The following is a 19,586-nucleotide window of genomic DNA, read 5'->3' on the forward strand; positions in this document are numbered from 1 at the left end:
TGGCGCCGGCCCTATTGCCGGACGCCACTTGGGGGATCGCGGGCGGCAAATCGGTGATCCGCCCGCTCATACTGACTGCGCTACAGCCTTTGCTTTCGCAGGCTCTTAGCGCCTTATATCGAGCCGCTTGATCAGCGACTGATAACGCCCTTCATCGACCTTCTTGAGATAGTCAAGCAGACCGCGGCGCTGGCTCACCATCTTGAGGAGGCCGCGGCGCGAGTGATTGTCCTTCTTGTGGGCTTTGAAGTGATCGGTAAGCGTGTTGATGCGCTCGGTGAGGAGCGCGACTTGCACTTCCGGTGAGCCGGTGTCGCCGGCCTTGGTACCATATTCCTTCACGAGCGCCGACTTGCGCTCCTGGGTCATCGTCATTCGGTCATCTCCAAATGGGTTACAGGTTGAACAGACGCTTCGGCTTGAGCGAGCCCTTCTCGATAGAGCAGATCCCCAGGGGTCTTCGACCCCACATGACGAGGACCGCATCTTGTGCGATGGGAGCGCTTGCGCCTCTGAGCAGAACCGACTGGCCCTGTCTCAGGCGTTGGGCCTCCGCGTCCTTCACGGCCAGTGCCGGGATGCCGTCCAGCACGGTCTCGATGGGGCGGAGAACCCCTTCCATGGCGTTGTCGCCGGGCGCCTTATGGCGCAGTTCCTCCAGCTTTTCCAGCGAAATCATGTCATTTTCGGTGAAGGGGCCGACCTGGGTACGCCTGAGCCGCGCCACGTGGCCTACGGTTCCCAGCGCCTCGGCAAGGTCGCGGGCGAGCGAGCGGATATATGTCCCCTTCCCGCAAGTCACTGAAAACTCTGCATGATCCGGATCGGGAAGGCCCAGAAGCTCGATCTTCTCGATCACCACCAGCCGTGGTGCCAGATCCACCGCCTCGCCGGCGCGGGCGAGATCATAGGCCCGCTCGCCCTTGACCTTGATGGCCGAGAACCGGGGCGGCATCTGGAGGATCTCGCCTTCGAAGCGGGACAGCAGGGTATCGATGCTGCCATGCGAGGGCCGTTCGTCGGACAGGGCTGATATCTCGCCTTCCCGGTCGTCGGTGGTCCTGGCCTCGCCCCAGCGGACGAGGACGCGATAGGTTTTCCGGCCCTCCATGGCCCACGAGACCGTCTTCGTGGCCTCGCCGAGCGCGATCGGCAGGAGGCCGGAGGCGAGCGGGTCGAGCGTCCCGCCATGGCCGGCCTTGGCGGCATTGAACAGCCGCTTGACCTTGGCCAGCGCCTGGGTAGAGCCCAGACCTTCAGGCTTGTCGAGGGCGATCCAGCCGTGGATGTTCTCGCGCGTCTTCACTTCTTGTCGGCGAGGTCGCGGGCCACCGCCGGATCCTTCAGGAGCTGGTCGATCTTCTCGGCATAATCGAGCGCCGTATCGATCCGGAACCTCAATTCGGGCATGAATTTCATGTCGAGGCGCGGCGCGAGCAGGCCCCTTATGTAGCGGGCATGCTTGGCGAGCAGCTTGAGCGCGGCGTCGTTGTGGCCGTCGAGCAACGGCCTGACATAGACGGTCGCGATCCTCAGATCCGGCGACATCGCCACCTCATGCACGCCCACTTTGAAGCGGTCGAGCTCAGGATCGCCGACATCGCCGCGCAGGAGAATCTCCGCCAGAGCGTGGCGGATGAGTTCACCGGCGCGAAGCTGGCGCTGCGAGGGAGCTTTCGATGAGGTCATGGGGAATATCTCCTCCCCTTATTCGTCATGGCCGGGGCTGGATGGCCGGGTTAAACCCGGCCATGTACCCGGCCATCCAGACTCAACGTCATACAACTGCTGGACGGATAGACTGGATGGCCGGGTCAAGCCCGGCCATGACGAGTTGGGGTAAGCGGTTGTCAATCCAGCGTGCGCTGCACCTTCTCGACCCGGAAGCACTCGATGACGTCGCCGGCGCGCATGTCCTGATAGCCTTCGAAGGCCATGCCGCATTCCTGGCCGACCTGCACTTCCCTGACCTCGTCCTTGAAGCGCTTGAGCGTCGAGAGCGTGCCCTCGTGGATGACGACGTTGTCGCGGATGAGGCGCACCTTGGCGCCGCGCTGCACCGAGCCTTCGGTGACGCGGCAGCCGGCAACCTTGCCGACCTTGGTGATGTTGAAGATCTCGAGGATCTCCGCATTGCCGAGGAAGGTTTCGCGCAAGGTGGGCGCCAAGAGGCCCGACATCGCTTTCTTGATGTCGTCCACCAGGTCGTAGATGATGTTGTAATAGCGGATTTCGATGCCGTCGCGCTCGGCGGCACTGCGGGCCTGGCCGTTGGCGCGGACATTGAAGCCCAGGATCACGGCACCCGAGGCCGCCGCCAGCTGCACATCCGATTCGCTGATGCCGCCGACGCCGTAATGCATGACGCGGGCGCCGATCTCGTCATTGCCGATCTTTTCCAGTGCCTGGACGATGGCTTCAGCCGAGCCCTGCACATCCGCCTTGACCAGGATCGGGAATTCCTTGCGGGCCCCGTCCTTGAGCTGCGACATCATCTGCTCGAGCGACGCACGGCCGCTGGCCACGCCGCGCGATTCGCGCCGCTTGCGCTCGCGATAGTCGGTGATCTCGCGGGCTCTCGCCTCGTTCTCGACGACGACGAACTGATCGCCCGCTTCCGGCGCCGAATTGAGGCCCAGGACTTCGACCGGAACCGAGGGTCCGGCCTCTTTCACATGCTCGCCCTTGTCGTTGATGAGGGCGCGCACCCGGCCCCAGGCGGAGCCGGCGACGAAGATATCGCCCAGATGCAAGGTGCCGCGCTGCACCAGCACCGTCGCGACCGGGCCGCGGCCACGGTCGAGCTGCGCTTCGACGACGATGCCTGAGCCCTCGCGGTTCGGATTGGCCTTGAGGTCGAGCACTTCCGCCTGCAGCAGGATGGTGTCGAGCAGCTTGTCGAGATTGGTGCCCTTGAGCGCCGACACCTCGACTTCGAGCACCTCGCCGCCCATGCTTTCCACCACCACTTCATATTGCAGAAGACCGGTGCGGACGCGATTGGGATTGGCCTGCGGCTTGTCGATCTTGTTGATCGCCACGATGATCGGCACTTCCGCGGCGCGCGCATGATTGATCGCTTCCGCCGTCTGCGGCATGACGCCGTCATCGGCGGCGACGACGAGAATGACGATGTCCGTCGCCTTGGCGCCCCTGGCGCGCATCGAGGTGAAAGCCTCGTGGCCCGGCGTGTCGATGAAGGTCACGAGGCCGTTCTTGGTCTCGACCTGATAGGCGCCGATATGCTGGGTGATGCCGCCGGCTTCGCCCGCGACCACATTGGTCTTGCGGATCGCATCGAGCAGCGACGTCTTGCCGTGATCGACATGGCCCATGATGGTGACGACGGGCGCCCGTGGCTCGAGCGCATCGGCCGCGTCGACATCGCCGGCCAGGCCCTCGACCACGTCGGCTTCGGCCACGCGGCGCACGCGATGACCCATTTCCTCGGTGATGATCTGCGCGGTGTCGGCATCGATCACGTCGTTGATCGTATGCATCTGGCCCTGCTTCATCAGAAGCTTGATCAGGTCGACGGCGCGCTCCGACATGCGGTTCGCCAATTCCTGGATGGTGATCGCCTCGGGGATGGTGACCTCGCGGACCATCTTCTCGGTCGGCATCTGGAAGCCTTGCGCCTGCTTCTTCTGCCGCTCGGTGCGGCGGCGGAAGGCGGCGATGGAGCGCGACCGGTCGTCGTTCTCATCGAGCGCATTGGAGAGGGTCAGCTTGCCGCGGCGTTTCTCGGCATCGCCCTTGGTGCGGGTCGGCGCCGGCACCTTGACCTCGCGCTTGACGCCCGGGCGCGCCTTCACCCGCGCCTCTTCCTCATCGGCGACCTGCGGGGCGCGCTGGACCGGAAGCTTCTTGGCCGCTTCCTCGGCCTTCTTGCGGCCTTCTTCCTCGGTGCGGTGACGGGCATCATCCTCGGCCTTGCGGCGCTCGGCGGCCTCACGCTCCTTGCGGTCGCGGTCTTCCTGCTCGCGCCGGCGCTGCGCATCGGCTTCCTGGCGCTTGCGCTCCTCGGCCTCGCGCACGCGCGCATCGGCAAGGGCGCGGTCGCGGGCTTCCTTCTCTTCCGGCGTCAGCGTACGCAGCACGACGCCCGAGCGCTGCTGGTCGCCCGCGCGGGCCCGGTCGGTCTGGCCTTGCGGCGCCACGCGCGGCTGGGCGTGGAATTGCGGTTTGGTTTCGGCGACCGGACGCTCGTCTTCCTTGCCCCCGGGTCCACCCGGACGCTTGCGGCGCGTCTCGACGACCACGGTCTTGGTGCGGCCATGGGAGAAATTCTGTTTGACCCGGCTCTGCTCGACCGGCCGGCGCATGCTCAAGGTGCGTCCGGCATTTCCGGAGCCGCCAAGCTTGCGATCATTGGTATCGTTCGTATCCGTCATTCGTCCTGCCAGTTTGGGTCGGCTTTAGAGCCTTTCCCGCTCGGGTCAAGTCGGCCCGACTGGCAAAGGCTCAATTAAACTTCACGGCGCACTAAGCCTCGTAGGCTTCTGCGCGACGTGTGGCCTGAAGGAGCTTTTCCGCAAGCCCCCCTTTGGCCACCGCCGCATGTATCACATTTGCCCGGCCGAACGCCAAATCCAATTCGGTCGAGGTGAAGAGACTCAATGTCTCTACACTTGGCCCCGAAAGGTTGTCGATCTTCTGCCGGCCGTTTTGGGCTGCTTCTCGCGCATGGATGACAAGCCGCGCCCGCCCGGATGCCACCATTTCTTCGACCTTAGCTGCTCCGGCAACCGCCTCGCCAGCCTTTTTTGCAAGCGATATATAAGAAAGTGCGGCCTTGCGGAGAAGCCCCCCGACCTGGTCGGGCAGATCGGTTCCCGCCTGGACCTCGCCCAGCCCCCGGTTGAAGGCCCGGCGCTTGACCGCCTCGGCCACTCTGGCCCGATTCAACGCCACCCAGACGCCCCGGCCCGGCAACTTCCGGTTGAGATCCGGGACGACCGTGCCTTCCGGCCCGCGCACGAAGCGAATGAGCCCCGCCTCATCCATGACTTCACGCGTCACGATGCACATGCGGTCCGCCACAATCTCATCTGCCTCGGCCGGGCTCGAGCTCAAGCGTCCTGCGCCTCCACGCCTGCCTGTTCGGCGGTCTCGGCTTCGGCCTCGACCGGCTTTTCGATCCAGCCGGCCTTGACGCGCGCCGCCATGATGATGGCCTCGGCTTCCGCCGACGACACATCGAGATCGGAGAAAGCGCCCTTGTGCTTGATTGTTTCGCCCGGCTTGCGCTCGGTCCAGCCGATGAGATCGTCGGTGGCGCAGCCGGCGAGGTCTTCCACCGTCTTCACTTGCGCCTCACCCAGGGCGACCATCATCGGCAAGGTGACGCCTTCCACTTCCGCAACGTCATCGGCGACGCCCAGCTCCTTGCGCTTGGCATCCTGCTCGGCGGTGATCTTGTCGAGATAATCGCGGGCACGGGTCTGCAGTTCCTGGGCGGTCTGCTCGTCGAGGCCTTCGAGGCTCGAAATCTCCTGCGCGTCGGCATAGGCGATTTCCTCGACCGTCGCGAAGCCTTCCGAGGCCAAAAGCTGCGCCAGGATCTCGTCGACATCGAGCGTCTCGACGAAACGCTGGGTGCGCTCGGCGAATTCCTTCTGGCGGCGCTCCGATTCTTCGGCTTCGGTCATGATATCGATATCCCATCCGGTGAGTTGTGAAGCGAGGCGCACGTTCTGGCCGCGCCGGCCGATGGCGAGCGAGAGCTGCTCGTCGGGAACGACGACCTCGATGCGCTCGGCCTCTTCATCGAGCACCACCTTGGCCACTTCCGCGGGCGCCAGCGCATTGACGACGAAATTGGCGACATCGGCCGACCACGGGATGATGTCGATCTTCTCGCCCTGGAGCTCGTTGACCACCGCCTGGACGCGGCTGCCGCGCATGCCCACACAAGCGCCGACCGGATCGATCGAGCCGTCCTTGGAGCGCACCGCGATCTTGGCGCGGGAACCCGGATCGCGGGCAACCGACACCACCTCGACGACGCCGTCATAGATTTCCGGCACTTCCTGGCCGAACAGGCGCGCCATGAATTCGGGATGGGTGCGCGACAGGAAGATCTGCGGGCCCCTTTGCTCGCGGCGCACGTCATAGACATAGGCGCGGATGCGGTCGCCCGGCCGGAAGGTCTCGCGCGGCAGCGTCTCGTCGCGCCTTACGATCGCTTCGCCGCGGCCCAGATCGACGATCACATTGCCGTATTCGACGCGCTTCACCGAGCCATGCACGATCTCGCCGATGCGGTCCTTGTATTCGTCATACATGCGCTCGCGCTCGGCATCGCGCACCTTCTGCACGATCACCTGCTTGGCGTTGGTGGCGGCGATACGGCCGAATTCGATGGGCGGCAAGGGATCGGCGATCTGATCGCCGATGGTCGCCGCCGGATTGCGGCGCTGCGCCTCGACCAGGCTGATCTCGGTCGCTTCATTCTCGACCTTCTCGACCACGAGCAAGAGCCGGTTGAGGCGCGTCTCGCCGGTCCTGGGATCGATCTCGGCCGCGATATTGTTTTCCGCACCATAGCGCGACTTGGCCGCGCGCTGGATCGCCTCCGCCATGGCGGCGAGCACCACCGACTTGTCGATCGATTTCTCGCGCGCGACGGCGTCCGCGATCTGTAGAAGTTCGAGCCTGTTGGCGCTCACTGCGGCTTCGGCCATGTCACTGTCTCCTGTCGTCCAAATCGGTTGTCTCTTCGTCGTCGCTCTCTTCGACGTTTTCGGTCCACTCGCTGCCATCCGCCATCGCCCGTCCGGGCCGGCGCTGCTTCGCGGCTTCGATCAAGTCATCGGTCAGAATGAGTTTCGCCTCGTCGATATCGGCGAAGGGCAGGCCGACCAGGATCTTCTCTGATCCGCCTTCCGGATTGTCGATGAAAAGCCGCACCTCGCCATCGGTGACGCCTTCGAGCATGCCGCGGAAGCGCTTGCGCCCGGCCTGCGGCACGGCCATCTCGATCTTGGCCTCGTGCCCGGCCCAGCGCTCGAAATCCTCTTGCCTGACCAGCGGCCGGTCGATGCCGGGCGAGGACATTTCGAGGAAATAGCGGCTCGAAATGACGTCCTCGACATCGAGCATCGGCGAGATGGCGCGACTCGCCTGCTCGCAGTCATCGATGGTGAAAGAACCGTCGGGTCGCTCGGCCATGATCTGCAAGGTGGAGCCGCTCATCTTGACCCGGACCAGGCGGAAGCCCAGCCCGTCGAGCACCGGCTCGACGAGCTTCGCCACCCGCAAAGCGGGCCCGGTTTCACGTGTCAGTCGTTGATCGGTCATTCCAGGTAATAAAAATGGCGGGCCCCGGCTGGGACCCACCCTCATAACTCTAGCTATGTGAGTGAACCTAAGTTGACCCCCATATAGGCCTCTGCCCTGCAAAAGGCAAGCCGGTCTGCAGGGGGCGGATTACCCTTTTTGCCGGGCATGGAAACAGGTATGGCGAGATGGCATGTTATTGCCATGAGCAAGAGTAAGACCCGAACCTACGCCGTTATGGTTGTTCCTGACGTTGTTTTTCGAGACCGCTTCCGATGGGCGGTATCCTCATCGGATGGAACTCACACACAGTGCTCCGCGGAATCCTACAAGACTCGCATCGAGGCACAGGTGAGGGGTGAGGCCTAGGCGAAGGAACTCAACGAGAAATGACTTCGATCAGGCGCCATGACGTGACAAGCCGTCCTTCAGCTTGACGAAATAATCGTCACCGCCGTTTTGTCCGCCTTTCATGGCGAGCTCGAGGCCCGCATAGGCGGAATTGGCGCCCTTCGCCTACGGAAACCGTCCCTCAATGACGACCGTATTGCAGTATTCCTCCTCGGCCAGTGCTGGAACATAGTCTGCATAAGCGCATCGCCTGGCTTCCCGCCGGGCGAAATCGAGAATGCCTTGCGGGCAGCTGCAACCTGCATAGATCACATCCGCGGACTGAAGTGCCCGGACCTCCCGGATCGTCAGATCATCGGCGGTTTCCACCCGGATGATTGTCGTCCGCCCGACCGCGTCCGCCGGCTGTCGCATCGCTTTCGCCGCAAACCCGCTCCAGTACCTCCTGCGCTGATGAGCAGAGGAGAAACGCTGGCTCACCTTGTCGCGCAGACCGGCAGCGACGCGGACCCAAGCGGCAAGGCGCGGCGGAATGATGCATTCGATACGCGATCTGACCTCCTGCGCCAGGACAGGAGCCGCACCGCTTGTCGATATGCCGATGACCAGAGGCGAGCGATTGACGATGGCGCCGAACTGGAAATCGCAGAACTCCGGCCGATCAATGACATTGACCGGCACGCCGGCCGCACGCGCCGCCTTTCTGATTTCCAAGGCTTCGGCGCGGGTTGCCGCATCGGCGACGATCAATGCCGCTCCCGCGAGCATTTCCGCGCCGGGTGTCACGGTAAAGATGTCGACATGGGCGCCCGCGGCGGCGAGGAGCTCGGCCTTCCAGGCCGCGGCGGCGCTGCCGCCGATCACGATGGCGCGCTTGGCCTCAAGGTCGAAGAAGACCGGCAGCACCGAGAGCGCTTCGATGCGGCGCTGCGCCTGCCGCGCCGGCGGATGCGGTTGAGGTTTCATGGATGATCCTCCCGATTTCGGGCTTGCATGATCCGCAATTGGTGCCGGCCTTGAGCAAATCGCCCACACCCTTGACAGTGGACGCCTGGCCGCCGGCGACGAGCGCCATGATCTGCTTGATGCCGATAGAGAAGCACGAGCAGACGATGGCCCCGCGATCGGGACCATCCTCTCCGCTGCGCCCGGCGAGCAAACGGAGGCGGTTTACGCCCTGGTTTTTGCCGGCGAGCTGTGCGGCGAGCCAGTTGCGCGACACACCGACCGGGTGTCTGGCAAAGAACATCGCGGCCTCGAGCCTATCGCCGTCGAAGATCGCGAAGCGATGCTCGCCCGAAGCGTGATCGTGATAAGCGATTTTGTCGCCCTGAAGGGCGAAGACATTTTCGAGCACCCCATCAAAGCTTTCAGTTTCCCGCGTTCCGGCACATTCGAGCCGATAGCCTCTTTCCGTCGGCGCCAGTGACCAATAATCGAGATGGGTGCAATCCGGCTTTTCCCGGGCGACGGCAAAGCCATACCAAGCCGCCTCGACCGGCCGTACCGACACGGCAGACCATTTGAGCTCCGGCTGGCCGCTGATGGGATCGGTATTCGCCGCGACGAGCCGATTGACGATCGCATTTCCGGAGAGCTCATTGCTCCAGTGCATCGGAACGAACGCGCATCCGCGCTGCTGACGCGGATTGAGCAGCGCCCTGAGCACGACGCGTCTATCTCCCTTAGCCACCTCGACCAGTGCTGCCGGTGCGACGCTCAGCATCCGGGCATCATCCGGATGAAGCTCGGCGAAGGGCTCGGCGATATGCTGCATCAGGCGCGGTGTCTTGGTGCGGGTCATGGTGTGCCACTGGTCACGGATCCGCCCGGTATTGAGGATCATGGGCAGCGCCGCGATCGTCGCCGTGGCGGGGCTGCGCCAGGGTGTGGGCACAAAACAGGCGCGACCGTCGGCCGTATAGAACTGGCCATCGCCGAAAAACCGCTCTTTGCCCCACTGAAAGGGCGCAAGCTCTTCATAGGAGGCGCGCCTCATGGGCGTCAGATCGAGATCGCGCGCAAATTGGGTGAGATCGCAATGCTCGCGGAAAATCTCGGCTGGCGATCGATAGTCGAAACCGGCAAAGCCCATGCGCTTCGCCACGTGGCTGATGATCCACCAATCGGGGCGCGCCTCGCCCGGGAGCGCAAGGAAACTTCTCTGCCGCGAGATGCGGCGTTCGGAATTGGTCACCGTTCCACTCTTCTCGCCCCAAGCCGCCGCCGGCAGAAAGACATGGGCATGCCGCGCAGTGTCGGTCTTCGCCGTCACGTCCGATATGACGACGAAGGGACAGTTTCTCAGCGCTTCGGCGATACCATCCGCATCCGGCATGCTGACCGCCGGATTGGTGGCCATGATCCATAAGGCCTTGATGCGGCCGTCGCCAACGGCACGAAACAAGTCGATGGCCTTGAGGCCGGGCTTTGCGGCGATCCGCGGCGCGGACCAGAGGGCCTGCACCAGCGCGCGGTGCTCCGGATTGCCGATATCCATGTGAGCGGCGAGCGCATTGGCGAGGCCGCCCACCTCGCGCCCGCCCATCGCATTGGGCTGCCCGGTCAGCGAGAATGGTCCCATGCCCGGCTTGCCTATGCGGCCGGTGAGCAAATGGCAGTTGATGATCGCATTGACCTTGTCGGTGCCGCTGGTCGATTGGTTGACGCCTTGCGAGAACGCAGTGACGGATTTCTCCGTCGCGGCAAACAGGGTGAAGAAGCTTTCGATCTCTTGGGCGGATAGGCCAGTCGCTGGGGCAAGTTCGGCGGAACAGGCCGCAAGAGCGCCTTCGAGCCCGCTCGTATGGCGCGCAACGAAATCGGCATCGGCTTTGCCGGTGACGAAGAGATGTCTGAGAAGACCATTGAACAGCGCCACATCGCTTCCCGGCCGCACGGCAAGATGCATGTCGGCTGATTCCGCCGTCGCCGTGCGGCGCGGGTCGATGACGACGAGCTTCGTGCCGCGCCTCTCGCGGGCCGCCATCAGGCGCTGGAACAGGACCGGATGGCACCAGGCGAGATTCGAACCGACGAGGACAACGAGATCGGCAAGCTCGAAATCCTCGTAAGTCCCGGGAACCGTGTCGGAGCCAAAGGCCCTGATATGGCCGGCCACGGCCGAGGCCATGCACAGCCTGGAATTGGTGTCGATATTGGCGGAGCCGATAAATCCCTTCATCAGCTTGTTGGCGACGTAATAGTCTTCGGTGAGGAGCTGACCCGAAACATAGAAGGCGACGCTGTCGGGCCCGAAGTCGCGGATCGCGTCTGAGAATTTCCGGGCGACGAGGCCGAGCGCCTCGTCCCATGGAGCACGCTTTGATCCGATCAGCGGATGGAGCTCGCGATCGCCGAGGGAAAGCGTCTCGGCAAGGGCCGAGCCCTTCGAGCACAGACGCCCGAAATTGGCCGGATGATCGGGATCGCCGTCGATCGCGATCTTGCCGTCCTCATGGCGCGTCGCGATGATGCCGCAGCCGACGCCGCAATAGGGGCATGTGGTCTTGACCGGCATCATGCGCCGGGCCCCGCCGCCACAGCTTGCGCCGACAGGCAGATGCGGCCGTCCTCCACTTTGAGCGGCAGCTTGCGCACACAGCCCTTATCCGCGCCCTGGGCGGTCCCGGTCTCGAGGCTGATCACCCAGTTGTGCAGTGGGCAGGTCACGGCGTGGCCATGGACGATGCCTTGCGACAAGGGCCCGCCGCGATGCGGGCAGCGGTCCCACAGCGCGAAGAGTGTTCCGTCCGCCGCCTTGAACACGGCGATGGCGCCCTGCCCTGTCGCGATGGTGCGCGCGCCACGTCGCGGCACGTCCTCGACGCTGCCGACATCCAGCCATTCGCCGACCATCGCGTTCATTCCGCTGCCTCCGCGAATCTGATCTCCGCCATGGGCCGGAATTCTCGGGCGTCATGTCCGCTCGCGCGCTCCGCCCAGGGATCATGCTGGGCGAATTTCTGGCTGAACGCGAAACGTTCGAACAAGGTCTTGCGTCTGTGCAGGTCATCACAGACCTGCGCCTTGATCGTGTCGATGCCGACGCGCTTGGTCCATTTGTAGATGCGCTCGAGATAGCGCCCCTGCTCGCGATAGAGCTGGACCAGCGCCACGATGATTTCCAGCGCTTCGTCTTCGGTTCGGACCCGGGTCAGGACTTCCGTGCCCTTGATGTCGAGCCCGGCGGCGCCGGCGAAGTGGATTTCAAACCCGGAGTCGATGCAGATGACGCCGACATCCTTGCAGGTGGCCTCGGCGCAATTGCGCGGACAACCGGAGACCGCCATCTTCACCTTGGCCGGCGTCCATGAGCCCCACATGAATTTCTCGATGCGGATGCCAAGCCCGGTCGAATCCTGCGTCCCGAACCGGCACCACTCGCTCCCGACGCAGGTCTTCACCGTGCGCAGCGCCTTGCCATAGGCATGGCCCGAGACCATGCCGGCTTTGCCGAGATCGGCCCACACCGCCGGAAGATCCTCTTTCCTCACGCCGAGGAGATCGATACGCTGGCCGCCGGTGACTTTGACCGTCGGAATGGCGAATCTGTCGACGACATCGGCAAGGGCGCGCAATTCGCGTGAATTGGTGACGCCGCCCCACATGCGCGGCACGACGGAATAGGTCCCGTCCTTCTGGATATTGGCGTGCACGCGCTCGTTGATGAAGCGCGACTGGCTGTCATCTTCATAGTCCCCGGGCCAGGTGGCGATGAGATAATAATTGAGCGCCGGGCGGCATTTGGCGCAGCCGCACGAGGTCTTCCACTCGAGCGCCTGCATCACCGCCGGAATCGACTTCAATTCCTTGGCGACGATCAGCCGGCGGACCTCGTCATGGCCGAAATCGCTGCAAGAACAGATCGGTTGTATGGGCTTGGGCTTGTAGCTTTCACCGAGACTGAGCCCCAAGAGCTTCTCGACGAGCCCGGTGCAGGATCCGCAAGAAGAGGAGGCCTTGGTATGGGCTCTCACCTCTTCGAGCGTGCCGAGCTTCTTCTCCGTGATTGCCGTGACGATCTTGCCTTTGCATATGCCGTTGCAGCCGCAGATTTCCGCATCATCCGGCAAGGCTGCAACGGCCGCCATAGGGTCCAGAGGGGTGTCTCCCGCATAGGACTGGCCGAAGATCAGGGTCTCGCGCAAGGATGTTACGTCCTCAGCCTTCTTCAGGAGATCGAAGAACCACGGGCCGTCGGCCGTGTCGCCATAGATCACGGCGCCGATGATCCGGTTCTCCTTGAGGACGAGCCGGCGATAGACCCCGCGCGCCGCATCGCGCAGCACGATCTCCTCGCGGTCCTTGGCATCGGCGAAATCGCCGGCGGAGAAGAGATCGATGCCGGTGACCTTGAGCTTGGTCGAGGTGACGGAACCGGTAAAGGCCGTGGTGTCGTCACCGGCGAGATGAAGGGCCGCGGCTTTCGCCATCTCGTAAAGCGGCGCCACCAGCCCGTAGCAGATGCCGCGATGCTCGGCGCATTCGCCGATCGCCTGAATGGAAGGATCGCTGGTGACCAGCTGGTCATCGACCAGGATGCCGCGATTGACTGCGAGATTGGCGCTTCTTGCGAGCGTAGCGCTGGGCCTGATGCCGACCGCCATCACGACGATGTCGGCCGAAAGCTCGGTGCCGTCCTCGAGCGTGACGGCGCGGACCTTGTCGGTGCCTTGAATGGCATGGGTGTTGGCGCGCGTGATGACGCGGATGCCGCGCGCCTCGACCGCCTGCTGCAGCAGATGGCCCGCCGCCGGATCGAGCTGGCGCTCCATGAGTGTCGGCATGAGATGGAGGACCGTCACTTTCATCCCGCGCTGGGCGAGCCCGGCCGCCGCTTCGAGGCCGAGGAGCCCGCCACCGATGACGATGGCGTTGCCGCCCGACCGCGCCGCGGTGAGCATCCGGTCGACATCATCGAGATCGCGATAGGTGAGGACGCCTGCCAGGTCATGACCCGGCACCGGTATGACGATCGGCATCGAGCCGGTGGCGATCACCAGCCGGTCATAGGCCGCTTGCCTTCCGTCCTCGGCGAGAACCGTCTTCCTTGCCCGGTCGATGGCGACGATCTTGTTGCCGCGATGAAGCTCGACGCCATGGCGTTCATACCAGCCATCGTCATGGGTGATGATGTCGTCATAGGTCTTCTCGCCGGACAGCACCGGCGAGAGCATGATGCGGTTGTAGTTGACGCGCGGCTCGGCATTGAAGATCGTGACCTGGTATTTGCCGGGCGCCGCCTCGAAGAGGTGCTCGAGCATGCGGCCGGGCGCCATGCCGTTGCCGATGATGACGAGTTTGCGTTTCACGCTGCCTCCACGAATCGGTTGCGCTCATAGAGGAATCTCAGCACCGCGGCGCGGCAGTTGAGATAGGCCTTGTCGGTCGCAAGCTCGACGCGCCGGCGTGGCCGCGCCAGCGGGACGGCCAGGATTTCGCCGATCGTCGCGGCCGGCCCGTTGGTCATCATGACGATACGGTCGGAGAGCAGCACGGCTTCATCGACATCATGGGTGATCATGATCACCGTGTTGTTGAGCCTTGCATGGATCGCCATCACCTGGTCCTGGAGGTGCGCCCGGGTGAGGGCATCGAGGGCGCCGAAGGGTTCGTCGAGAAGCAGGACCTTGGGTTCCATGGCGAGTGCCCGGGCGAGGCCGACGCGCTGCTTCATGCCGCCCGAAATTTCGGCCGGACGCTTGTCCCGGGCGTGCCCCATATGGACGAGCTCGAGGCTGAACATGGTCCATTCATGCCTCTCGGCGGCGGTCTTCGACGCGCCGAACACCTTGTCGACCGCGAGCCTCACATTGTCGTAAGCCGTGAGCCACGGCAGCAGCGAATGATTCTGGAACACCACCGCGCGGTCGGGACCGGGCTCGGTCACCTCGCGATTTTCGAGCAGCACCGCGCCGGAGCTGACCTCGGTCAGCCCGGCGATGATATTGAGCAGCGTCGATTTTCCACAGCCCGAATGGCCGATGATCGAGATGTATTCGCCTTGCGCCACATCGAGCGTGACGTCGCGCAGCACTTCGGTCGTCGCCGCATCGCGGGTGAAGGTCTTGCAAACGAGGGAGAGCGAAAGACATTTCTGCATGGATGGCGCCTCAACTGCTGGCCGTATCGCGGGTGACGATTTTCGCGGCGCCGGCGACGAGACGATCCAGGCAGAAGCCGACGATTCCGACATAGACGAGCGCCACGATGATGTCGCCGATGAGGGAGGAGTTCCAGGCATCCCAGATGAAGAAGCCGATGCCGACCCCGCCGATCAGCATCTCGGCTGCGACGATCGCGAGCCAGGAGAGACCGATGCCGATCCGAAGGCCTGAGAAGATGTAGGGCGATGCCGCGGGGAGCATGATCTTGCCGAAATATTCGAGCGGATTGAGTCTCAGCACGCGCGCCACATTGCGGTAGTCTTCAGGAATGTTGCGGATACCGACCGCCGTGTTGATGACGATCGGCCATACCGAGGTGATGAAGATCACAAACACTGCCGAGGGCTGGCCGTCGCGGAAGGCGGCGAGCGACAAAGGCAGCCAGGCGAGCGGCGGCACGGTGCGCAGCACCTGGAAGATGGGATCGAGCCCGCGCATCGCAAGCTGCGACTGCCCGATCAGGGTGCCCAGCGCCACGCCGACGACGGCGGCGATCGCATAGCCGATGGCGACGCGCTTGAGCGAGGCGAGGATGTGCCAGAAGAGACCTTTGTCGAGGCCGCCGCGGTCATAGAACGGATCGGCGATAAGCTCCCAGCTGTCGGTGATGATCTGGGACGGCGGCGGGAGGCTCGAACCCGGATGCGAGCAGGCGAGCTGCCATGTGGCGCCGATGACCAGAAGGACGACCATTGGCGGCACGAATCGTTCCGCTGCAAAACCGAGCAGCGCCCAAAACTTCGCCAGGACCGGCGGATGCGCGGCGGGAAAGGCGACGATCATCGCGGCGGAAGATGAGGCAGGGCCTGCGGGCGCTGCTTCCGTTTGAACGAGCTTGCGGGCTGTTGCCGACATTCCAATATCCATGGGTCACGCGGTGTGCTTGATGGCGAGGCTGGCGAGATAGGTCTCCGGACTTTCCGGATCGAAGACCTTGCCGTCGAAGAAGGTCTCAGGCCCGCGGCTGTCGCTTGCGGGTATGTCGGTGACGCCCAGCGTCTTGGCGGCCGCGCGCCACAGTTCGGCGCCGTTGACCGCGCCGACCTGAGCCTTGATGTCGGTATCCGGCGGGAGCTTGCCCCAGCGAATATTCTCGGTGAGGAACCAGGCATCGTGGCTCTTGAACGGGAATGACGCGGCATCGCGCCAGAACTTCATGAAATGCGGGCTCTGCGCCACGGTCTTGCCGTTGCCATAGTCATAGTCGCCCTTGAGCCGACCGATGATGTCGGTCTTCGGCACGTTGAACCAGGAGCGCTTGGCGACGATCAAGGCCATCTCCTCCTTGTTGGCGAAGTCGTCGCACCATTGCTGGGCTTCCATGACGGCCATCAGCAGCGCCTCGACGGTCTTGGGGTAGCGCTCGACGAAGTCGGCGCGCAAGGCGAACGACTTCTCCGGATGCTTCGCCCACAGCTCGGCCGTGTTGACGGCGGTATAGCCGATGCCCTGATTGACGAGCTGTGCGTTCCACGGCTCGCCGACGCAGAAGCAGTCCATCGTGCCGACCTTCATATTGGCGACCATTTGCGGCGGTGGGACCACGATGGTCTCGACATCGGCGTCGGGATTGATTCCCCCGGCGGCGAGCCAGTAGCGCAGCCAAAGATCATGCGTGCCGCCCGGAAATGTCATGGCGACTTTGGCCGGCGTGCCGGCGGCCTTCTTGTCCGCAAAGGCTTTCTTCAAGACTCCGGCGTCGGTCCCGACCGTGAGATCGGCATAAGCGCTTGCGATCGAGATCGCCTGGGCGTCGAGATTGAGCCGCGCCAGGATCTTCATCGGCAAGGGCACGTTGTTCTGGGTGATCTTGCCCGTCGTCATGAGATAGGGCATCGGCGTCAATATATGGGCGCCGTCTATGCCGTTGCCTTCGCTGCCGAGCACCAGATTGTCGCGCGTGGCGCCCCACGAGGCCTGCTTCAGCACCTCGACATCGGGCACGCCGTGCTTGGCGAAGAATCCCTTCTCCTTCGCGACGATCAGTGCCGAGGCATCGGTGAGGGCGATGAAGCCGAGCTTGGCGCCAGTCACTTCGGGCCCGCCGCTTTGGGCGAAGGCGCCATGGGGCAAGTGGGCGCGCGCCGCCAGCAGGAGCGCCATCGTCCCGGCCGATTTCCTGAGGAACCTGCGCCGTGAACAGGCAGAGATGCCGTTGGGTTTCGTCATTTGCAAACTCCTTCCAAAACGCAAAACGCCACCAGCAAGACCAACTCCGTACATCCGGGAGGAGGTCTTGCCGGCGGCGTTGCCGGTTGCCCGTCATCGGGCACACGAATTGTCGATCAGTGACAGTGCATGCGGCATGCCAACTCACTCGGCCATGCCGGCTCATTATGAATCAACGCGTTAGCGCAAGGGCTCCGACAGCGAAAGGAAGAGTGCTGCCTCAATGAGCAGGGAGGCGGTCAATTCTTGTGCAATGCCGCGATGTAGTCCTCGACCCGATCGGGATCGAAGATCACGCCGTCGAAGAATCCATCCGGACCCAGGACAAGCTGGCCGCGTGCTGCCGGAAGATGCGTGCGCTCGGTGAGCGCGCCCTCGATTTTCGAGCTTGCGCCCGGCATGGCGACATTCAGGCCGGACAGCGCCTGGCGGTAGAGATCGGGACGATAGGAGAGCCGCGCCGCCTGCGCGCGCTGAGGCGAATGAGCGACCTGTCCCCAGCGCACCATCTGGCTGTAGAACCACAGCGCATGACTCTGCCAGGGGAAGGTCGCGGCCTTGCCGGCGAAGGTGAGGAAGTCGGCGATCGGCCGGGGCTCCTTGTCGCCGAGCGCGATCCTGTTTTCTATCGCGGGCAGCACCACCGCCTGCGGCAGGTTGAGATAATCGGGTCCTGCCAGCAAGTCTGCGAGTTCGGCATTGTTGCTTTTGTCTTCGCACCAGAGGGAAGTCCGATGAAGAGCGCGCAGAACCGCAGCCAGGGTGAGAGGGTTCGTCTCCGCCCATTCCTTCGTGACACCCAGAACCTTTTCCGGGCTTGAGCGCCAGATCGATGATTTGGTCGTCACGATGCGCCCCGATCCGTCATGAACGGCAGCCGTGTTCCACGGCTCGCCGACGCAATAGCCGTCGATGCGCCCGGACTTCAGCGCATCGACCATCAAAGGCGGCGGCACGACCGTGATCGTGAGGTCGCGGTCGGGATCGATGCCGCAGGCGGCGAGCCAATAACGCAATTCATAGTGATGGCCCGAGAAGCTCTGGACGACGGCAAATACCAGGAGCCGCTCCTGGCGCGTCTGGCCTGTCTTGATGACATTGCGCAAGGCGGCCCCTACCCGTGCCGGGTCGCCGTCGGAAGGGGCACCCTGCTCCTCGAGCGCCGACCACAGGCGCTTCGAGACCGTGACGGCATTGCCGCCGAGGCCGAGAGCCATCGGCGCGATGAACGGCACGTCCAGCGGCGAAAGACCGAGATTGGCGGCGATCGGCAGTGGCGCCAGCATGTGAGCGACATCGAAATGGCCCACCGAAACGCGATCGCGGATATTGGCCCAGGAAGTTTCACGCGTGAGACTGAGATCGATCCCCTCCTCGCGGGCGAAATCCTTCTCCTTGGCGGCGATCAGGAGTGCCGCATCGACGAGCGGCAGAAACCCGGCGCGGACGGGGATGAGCGGCGGCGAGGTCATTTGTCCCCCTTGCCGAAAAGATCCGAGGTCGCGATGATGCTCTCGGCCACCTTGGCGATGCGCATGTTCTGGCGCATGGCCGTCTGGCGCAGGAGCGTATAGGCCTCGTCCTCGCCGACATGCATCATCTTCATCAATATGCCTTTGGCCCGGTCGATGGCCTTGCGATCGCTGAGCGCCTGCCGCGCCGTCTCGAGCTCCGCGCGGATGCGCTCGAAGGCATTGAAGCGGCCGATGGCCAGATCGAGGATCGCCTTGACCCGTTCTTTTCTCAAGCCGTCGACGACATAGGCCGAGACCCCGGCGGCAATGGCCTCAGCGATCATCGCCGTGTCGGATTTGTCGACGAACATCGCGACGGGCTTGCGCACGGCCCGCGAGACGCGGAACAGGTCCTCGAGCATGTCGCGGTTGGGATTTTCGAGATCGATGACGATGACGTCGGGGGCCGCCTCTTCGATACGGCGCACGAGGCCCGCCATCTCCGAGATGACGGAGATCCGCGAATGCCCCGCTTCCCGCAAGCCCTCTTCGATGATCGCCGCCCTGACGCGATTCTCGTCAATGATGAGAATGGAAAGTTCGGAGCCGGACATTATGCAACAAATGTTGCACAGCAAAATGATATTGCGATGCACAATAAAACGTCACTTGCCGCTTCCTTGATCAGCCCAATGGCCACCTCCGGCCGCTGACGAGAATGAAGGTCCTGATTTCATGGGGTTTTTGTCAAGCAAGCTCGACCCATGGAATTTCGATCATCTTTGTCCCATCTGATCGTTACGATCCGAGTGAACCCGTGATCCAAAGGAGAACCCCCTCATGCTCGTCACCACCACCAATGCCATCGAAGGCCGCCGCATCGTCGAATATAAGGGCCTGGTCGCCGGCGAGGCGATCCTCGGCGCCAATCTGTTCCGCGACATCTTCGCCTCGGTCCGCGATATCGTCGGCGGCCGTTCGGGTTCGTATGAAAAGGTATTGAATGACGCGCGCCAGACCGCGATCGGCGAATTGACCGACAAGGCGGCAGCTTTGGGCGCCAATGCGGTCATCGGCGTCGATCTCGATTACGAGACGATCGGCTCCAATGGCAGCATGCTGATGGTGACGGCGGCGGGCACTGCGGTAAGGATCGAGTAGT

Annotated in this window: 17 protein-coding genes; 1 reads left to right on the forward strand and 16 read right to left on the reverse strand. The window is 63.6% G+C overall.

The window, feature by feature from the left end:
• Nucleotides 1-105 precede the first annotated feature (105 nt).
• The 16 genes from rpsO to DS839_RS14165 form a co-directional block, all read right to left on the reverse strand.
• Nucleotides 106-375 carry a 30S ribosomal protein S15 gene (rpsO, locus tag DS839_RS14090; RefSeq protein ID WP_119270986.1) on the reverse strand — a complete coding sequence of 90 codons (270 nt, stop codon included), beginning with the start codon at nt 373-375 and terminating at the stop codon, nt 106-108.
• Between the two features lie 19 nt (nt 376-394).
• Nucleotides 395-1,306: a tRNA pseudouridine(55) synthase TruB gene (gene truB, locus DS839_RS14095; protein WP_368911631.1), complete on the reverse strand. Its 912-nt coding sequence runs from the start codon at nt 1,304-1,306 to the stop codon at nt 395-397.
• A complete protein-coding gene (gene rbfA / locus DS839_RS14100) occupies nt 1,303-1,689 on the reverse strand; it encodes a 30S ribosome-binding factor RbfA (protein WP_119270988.1) in 387 nt (128 codons plus the stop codon). The genes truB and rbfA overlap by 4 nt, the downstream gene beginning before the upstream one ends.
• A 161-nt stretch (nt 1,690-1,850) precedes the next feature.
• Entirely contained in the window at nt 1,851-4,394 is a 2,544-nt protein-coding gene (gene infB / locus DS839_RS14105) for a translation initiation factor IF-2 (RefSeq protein WP_119270989.1), read from the reverse strand.
• Between the two features lie 91 nt (nt 4,395-4,485).
• Complete coding sequence (locus DS839_RS14110) at nt 4,486-5,031, reverse strand: RNA-binding protein (protein WP_438816521.1); 546 nt, start codon at nt 5,029-5,031, stop codon at nt 4,486-4,488.
• 41 nt (nt 5,032-5,072) lie between these two features.
• Nucleotides 5,073-6,686, reverse strand: a complete 1,614-nt coding sequence (gene nusA / locus DS839_RS14115) for a transcription termination factor NusA (RefSeq protein WP_119270990.1) — start codon at nt 6,684-6,686, stop codon at nt 5,073-5,075.
• A gap of 1 nt (nt 6,687) precedes the next feature.
• On the reverse strand, nt 6,688-7,302 hold the full coding sequence (rimP, locus tag DS839_RS14120; protein ID WP_119270991.1) for a ribosome maturation factor RimP: 615 nt from the start codon (nt 7,300-7,302) through the stop codon (nt 6,688-6,690).
• Between the two features lie 495 nt (nt 7,303-7,797).
• Nucleotides 7,798-8,598, reverse strand: coding sequence for a precorrin-2 dehydrogenase/sirohydrochlorin ferrochelatase family protein (locus DS839_RS14125; RefSeq protein ID WP_119270992.1), 801 nt, complete (start codon nt 8,596-8,598; stop codon nt 7,798-7,800).
• On the reverse strand, nt 8,513-11,155 hold the full coding sequence (locus tag DS839_RS14130; protein ID WP_119270993.1) for a nitrate reductase: 2,643 nt from the start codon (nt 11,153-11,155) through the stop codon (nt 8,513-8,515). The genes DS839_RS14125 and DS839_RS14130 overlap by 86 nt, the downstream gene beginning before the upstream one ends.
• A complete protein-coding gene (gene nirD / locus DS839_RS14135; protein ID WP_438816522.1) occupies nt 11,152-11,499 on the reverse strand; it encodes a nitrite reductase small subunit NirD in 348 nt (115 codons plus the stop codon). Before nirD ends, DS839_RS14130 begins: the two co-directional genes overlap by 4 nt.
• Nucleotides 11,496-13,946: a nitrite reductase large subunit NirB gene (gene nirB, locus DS839_RS14140; protein ID WP_119270994.1), complete on the reverse strand. Its 2,451-nt coding sequence runs from the start codon at nt 13,944-13,946 to the stop codon at nt 11,496-11,498. The genes nirD and nirB overlap by 4 nt, the downstream gene beginning before the upstream one ends.
• Nucleotides 13,943-14,737 carry an ABC transporter ATP-binding protein gene (locus DS839_RS14145; RefSeq protein WP_119270995.1) on the reverse strand — a complete coding sequence of 265 codons (795 nt, stop codon included), beginning with the start codon at nt 14,735-14,737 and terminating at the stop codon, nt 13,943-13,945. Before DS839_RS14145 ends, nirB begins: the two co-directional genes overlap by 4 nt.
• A gap of 10 nt (nt 14,738-14,747) precedes the next feature.
• Entirely contained in the window at nt 14,748-15,656 is a 909-nt protein-coding gene (gene ntrB / locus DS839_RS14150; RefSeq protein WP_162918520.1) for a nitrate ABC transporter permease, read from the reverse strand.
• Nucleotides 15,657-15,671: 15 nt separating this feature from the next.
• The gene (locus tag DS839_RS14155; protein WP_119270997.1) at nt 15,672-16,970 is read right to left on the reverse strand and encodes a CmpA/NrtA family ABC transporter substrate-binding protein; all 1,299 of its coding nucleotides are present in this window, start codon (nt 16,968-16,970) and stop codon (nt 15,672-15,674) included.
• 239 nt (nt 16,971-17,209) lie between these two features.
• Nucleotides 17,210-18,442: a CmpA/NrtA family ABC transporter substrate-binding protein gene (locus DS839_RS14160; RefSeq protein WP_119270998.1), complete on the reverse strand. Its 1,233-nt coding sequence runs from the start codon at nt 18,440-18,442 to the stop codon at nt 17,210-17,212.
• Nucleotides 18,439-19,038, reverse strand: coding sequence for an ANTAR domain-containing response regulator (locus DS839_RS14165; RefSeq protein WP_119270999.1), 600 nt, complete (start codon nt 19,036-19,038; stop codon nt 18,439-18,441). The genes DS839_RS14160 and DS839_RS14165 overlap by 4 nt, the downstream gene beginning before the upstream one ends.
• 226 nt (nt 19,039-19,264) lie before the next feature.
• Between DS839_RS14165 and DS839_RS14170 the strand changes: the two genes are divergently transcribed.
• Entirely contained in the window at nt 19,265-19,585 is a 321-nt protein-coding gene (locus DS839_RS14170; RefSeq protein WP_119271000.1) for a heavy metal-binding domain-containing protein, read from the forward strand.
• Nucleotide 19,586: the final 1 nt, after the last annotated feature.

This window comes from Taklimakanibacter deserti (genome assembly GCA_003574785.1).

Excerpts from the sequence above, each read along its gene's own strand:
- rpsO (WP_119270986.1), bottom strand. The coding sequence starts at position 375 with ATGACGATGACCCAGGAGCGCAAGTCGGCGCTCGTGAAGGAATATGGT.
- rbfA (WP_119270988.1), bottom strand. The coding sequence starts at position 1,689 with ATGACCTCATCGAAAGCTCCCTCGCAGCGCCAGCTTCGCGCCGGTGAA.
- infB (WP_119270989.1), bottom strand. The coding sequence starts at position 4,394 with ATGACGGATACGAACGATACCAATGATCGCAAGCTTGGCGGCTCCGGA.
- DS839_RS14110 (WP_438816521.1), bottom strand. The coding sequence starts at position 5,031 with ATGTGCATCGTGACGCGTGAAGTCATGGATGAGGCGGGGCTCATTCGC.
- nusA (WP_119270990.1), bottom strand. The coding sequence starts at position 6,686 with ATGGCCGAAGCCGCAGTGAGCGCCAACAGGCTCGAACTTCTACAGATC.
- rimP (WP_119270991.1), bottom strand. The coding sequence starts at position 7,302 with ATGACCGATCAACGACTGACACGTGAAACCGGGCCCGCTTTGCGGGTG.
- DS839_RS14125 (WP_119270992.1), bottom strand. The coding sequence starts at position 8,598 with ATGAAACCTCAACCGCATCCGCCGGCGCGGCAGGCGCAGCGCCGCATC.
- DS839_RS14130 (WP_119270993.1), bottom strand. The coding sequence starts at position 11,155 with ATGATGCCGGTCAAGACCACATGCCCCTATTGCGGCGTCGGCTGCGGC.
- nirD (WP_438816522.1), bottom strand. The coding sequence starts at position 11,499 with ATGAACGCGATGGTCGGCGAATGGCTGGATGTCGGCAGCGTCGAGGAC.
- DS839_RS14145 (WP_119270995.1), bottom strand. The coding sequence starts at position 14,737 with ATGCAGAAATGTCTTTCGCTCTCCCTCGTTTGCAAGACCTTCACCCGC.
- ntrB (WP_162918520.1), bottom strand. The coding sequence starts at position 15,656 with ATGTCGGCAACAGCCCGCAAGCTCGTTCAAACGGAAGCAGCGCCCGCA.
- DS839_RS14155 (WP_119270997.1), bottom strand. The coding sequence starts at position 16,970 with ATGACGAAACCCAACGGCATCTCTGCCTGTTCACGGCGCAGGTTCCTC.
- DS839_RS14160 (WP_119270998.1), bottom strand. The coding sequence starts at position 18,442 with ATGACCTCGCCGCCGCTCATCCCCGTCCGCGCCGGGTTTCTGCCGCTC.
- DS839_RS14165 (WP_119270999.1), bottom strand. The coding sequence starts at position 19,038 with ATGTCCGGCTCCGAACTTTCCATTCTCATCATTGACGAGAATCGCGTC.
- DS839_RS14170 (WP_119271000.1), top strand. The coding sequence starts at position 19,265 with ATGCTCGTCACCACCACCAATGCCATCGAAGGCCGCCGCATCGTCGAA.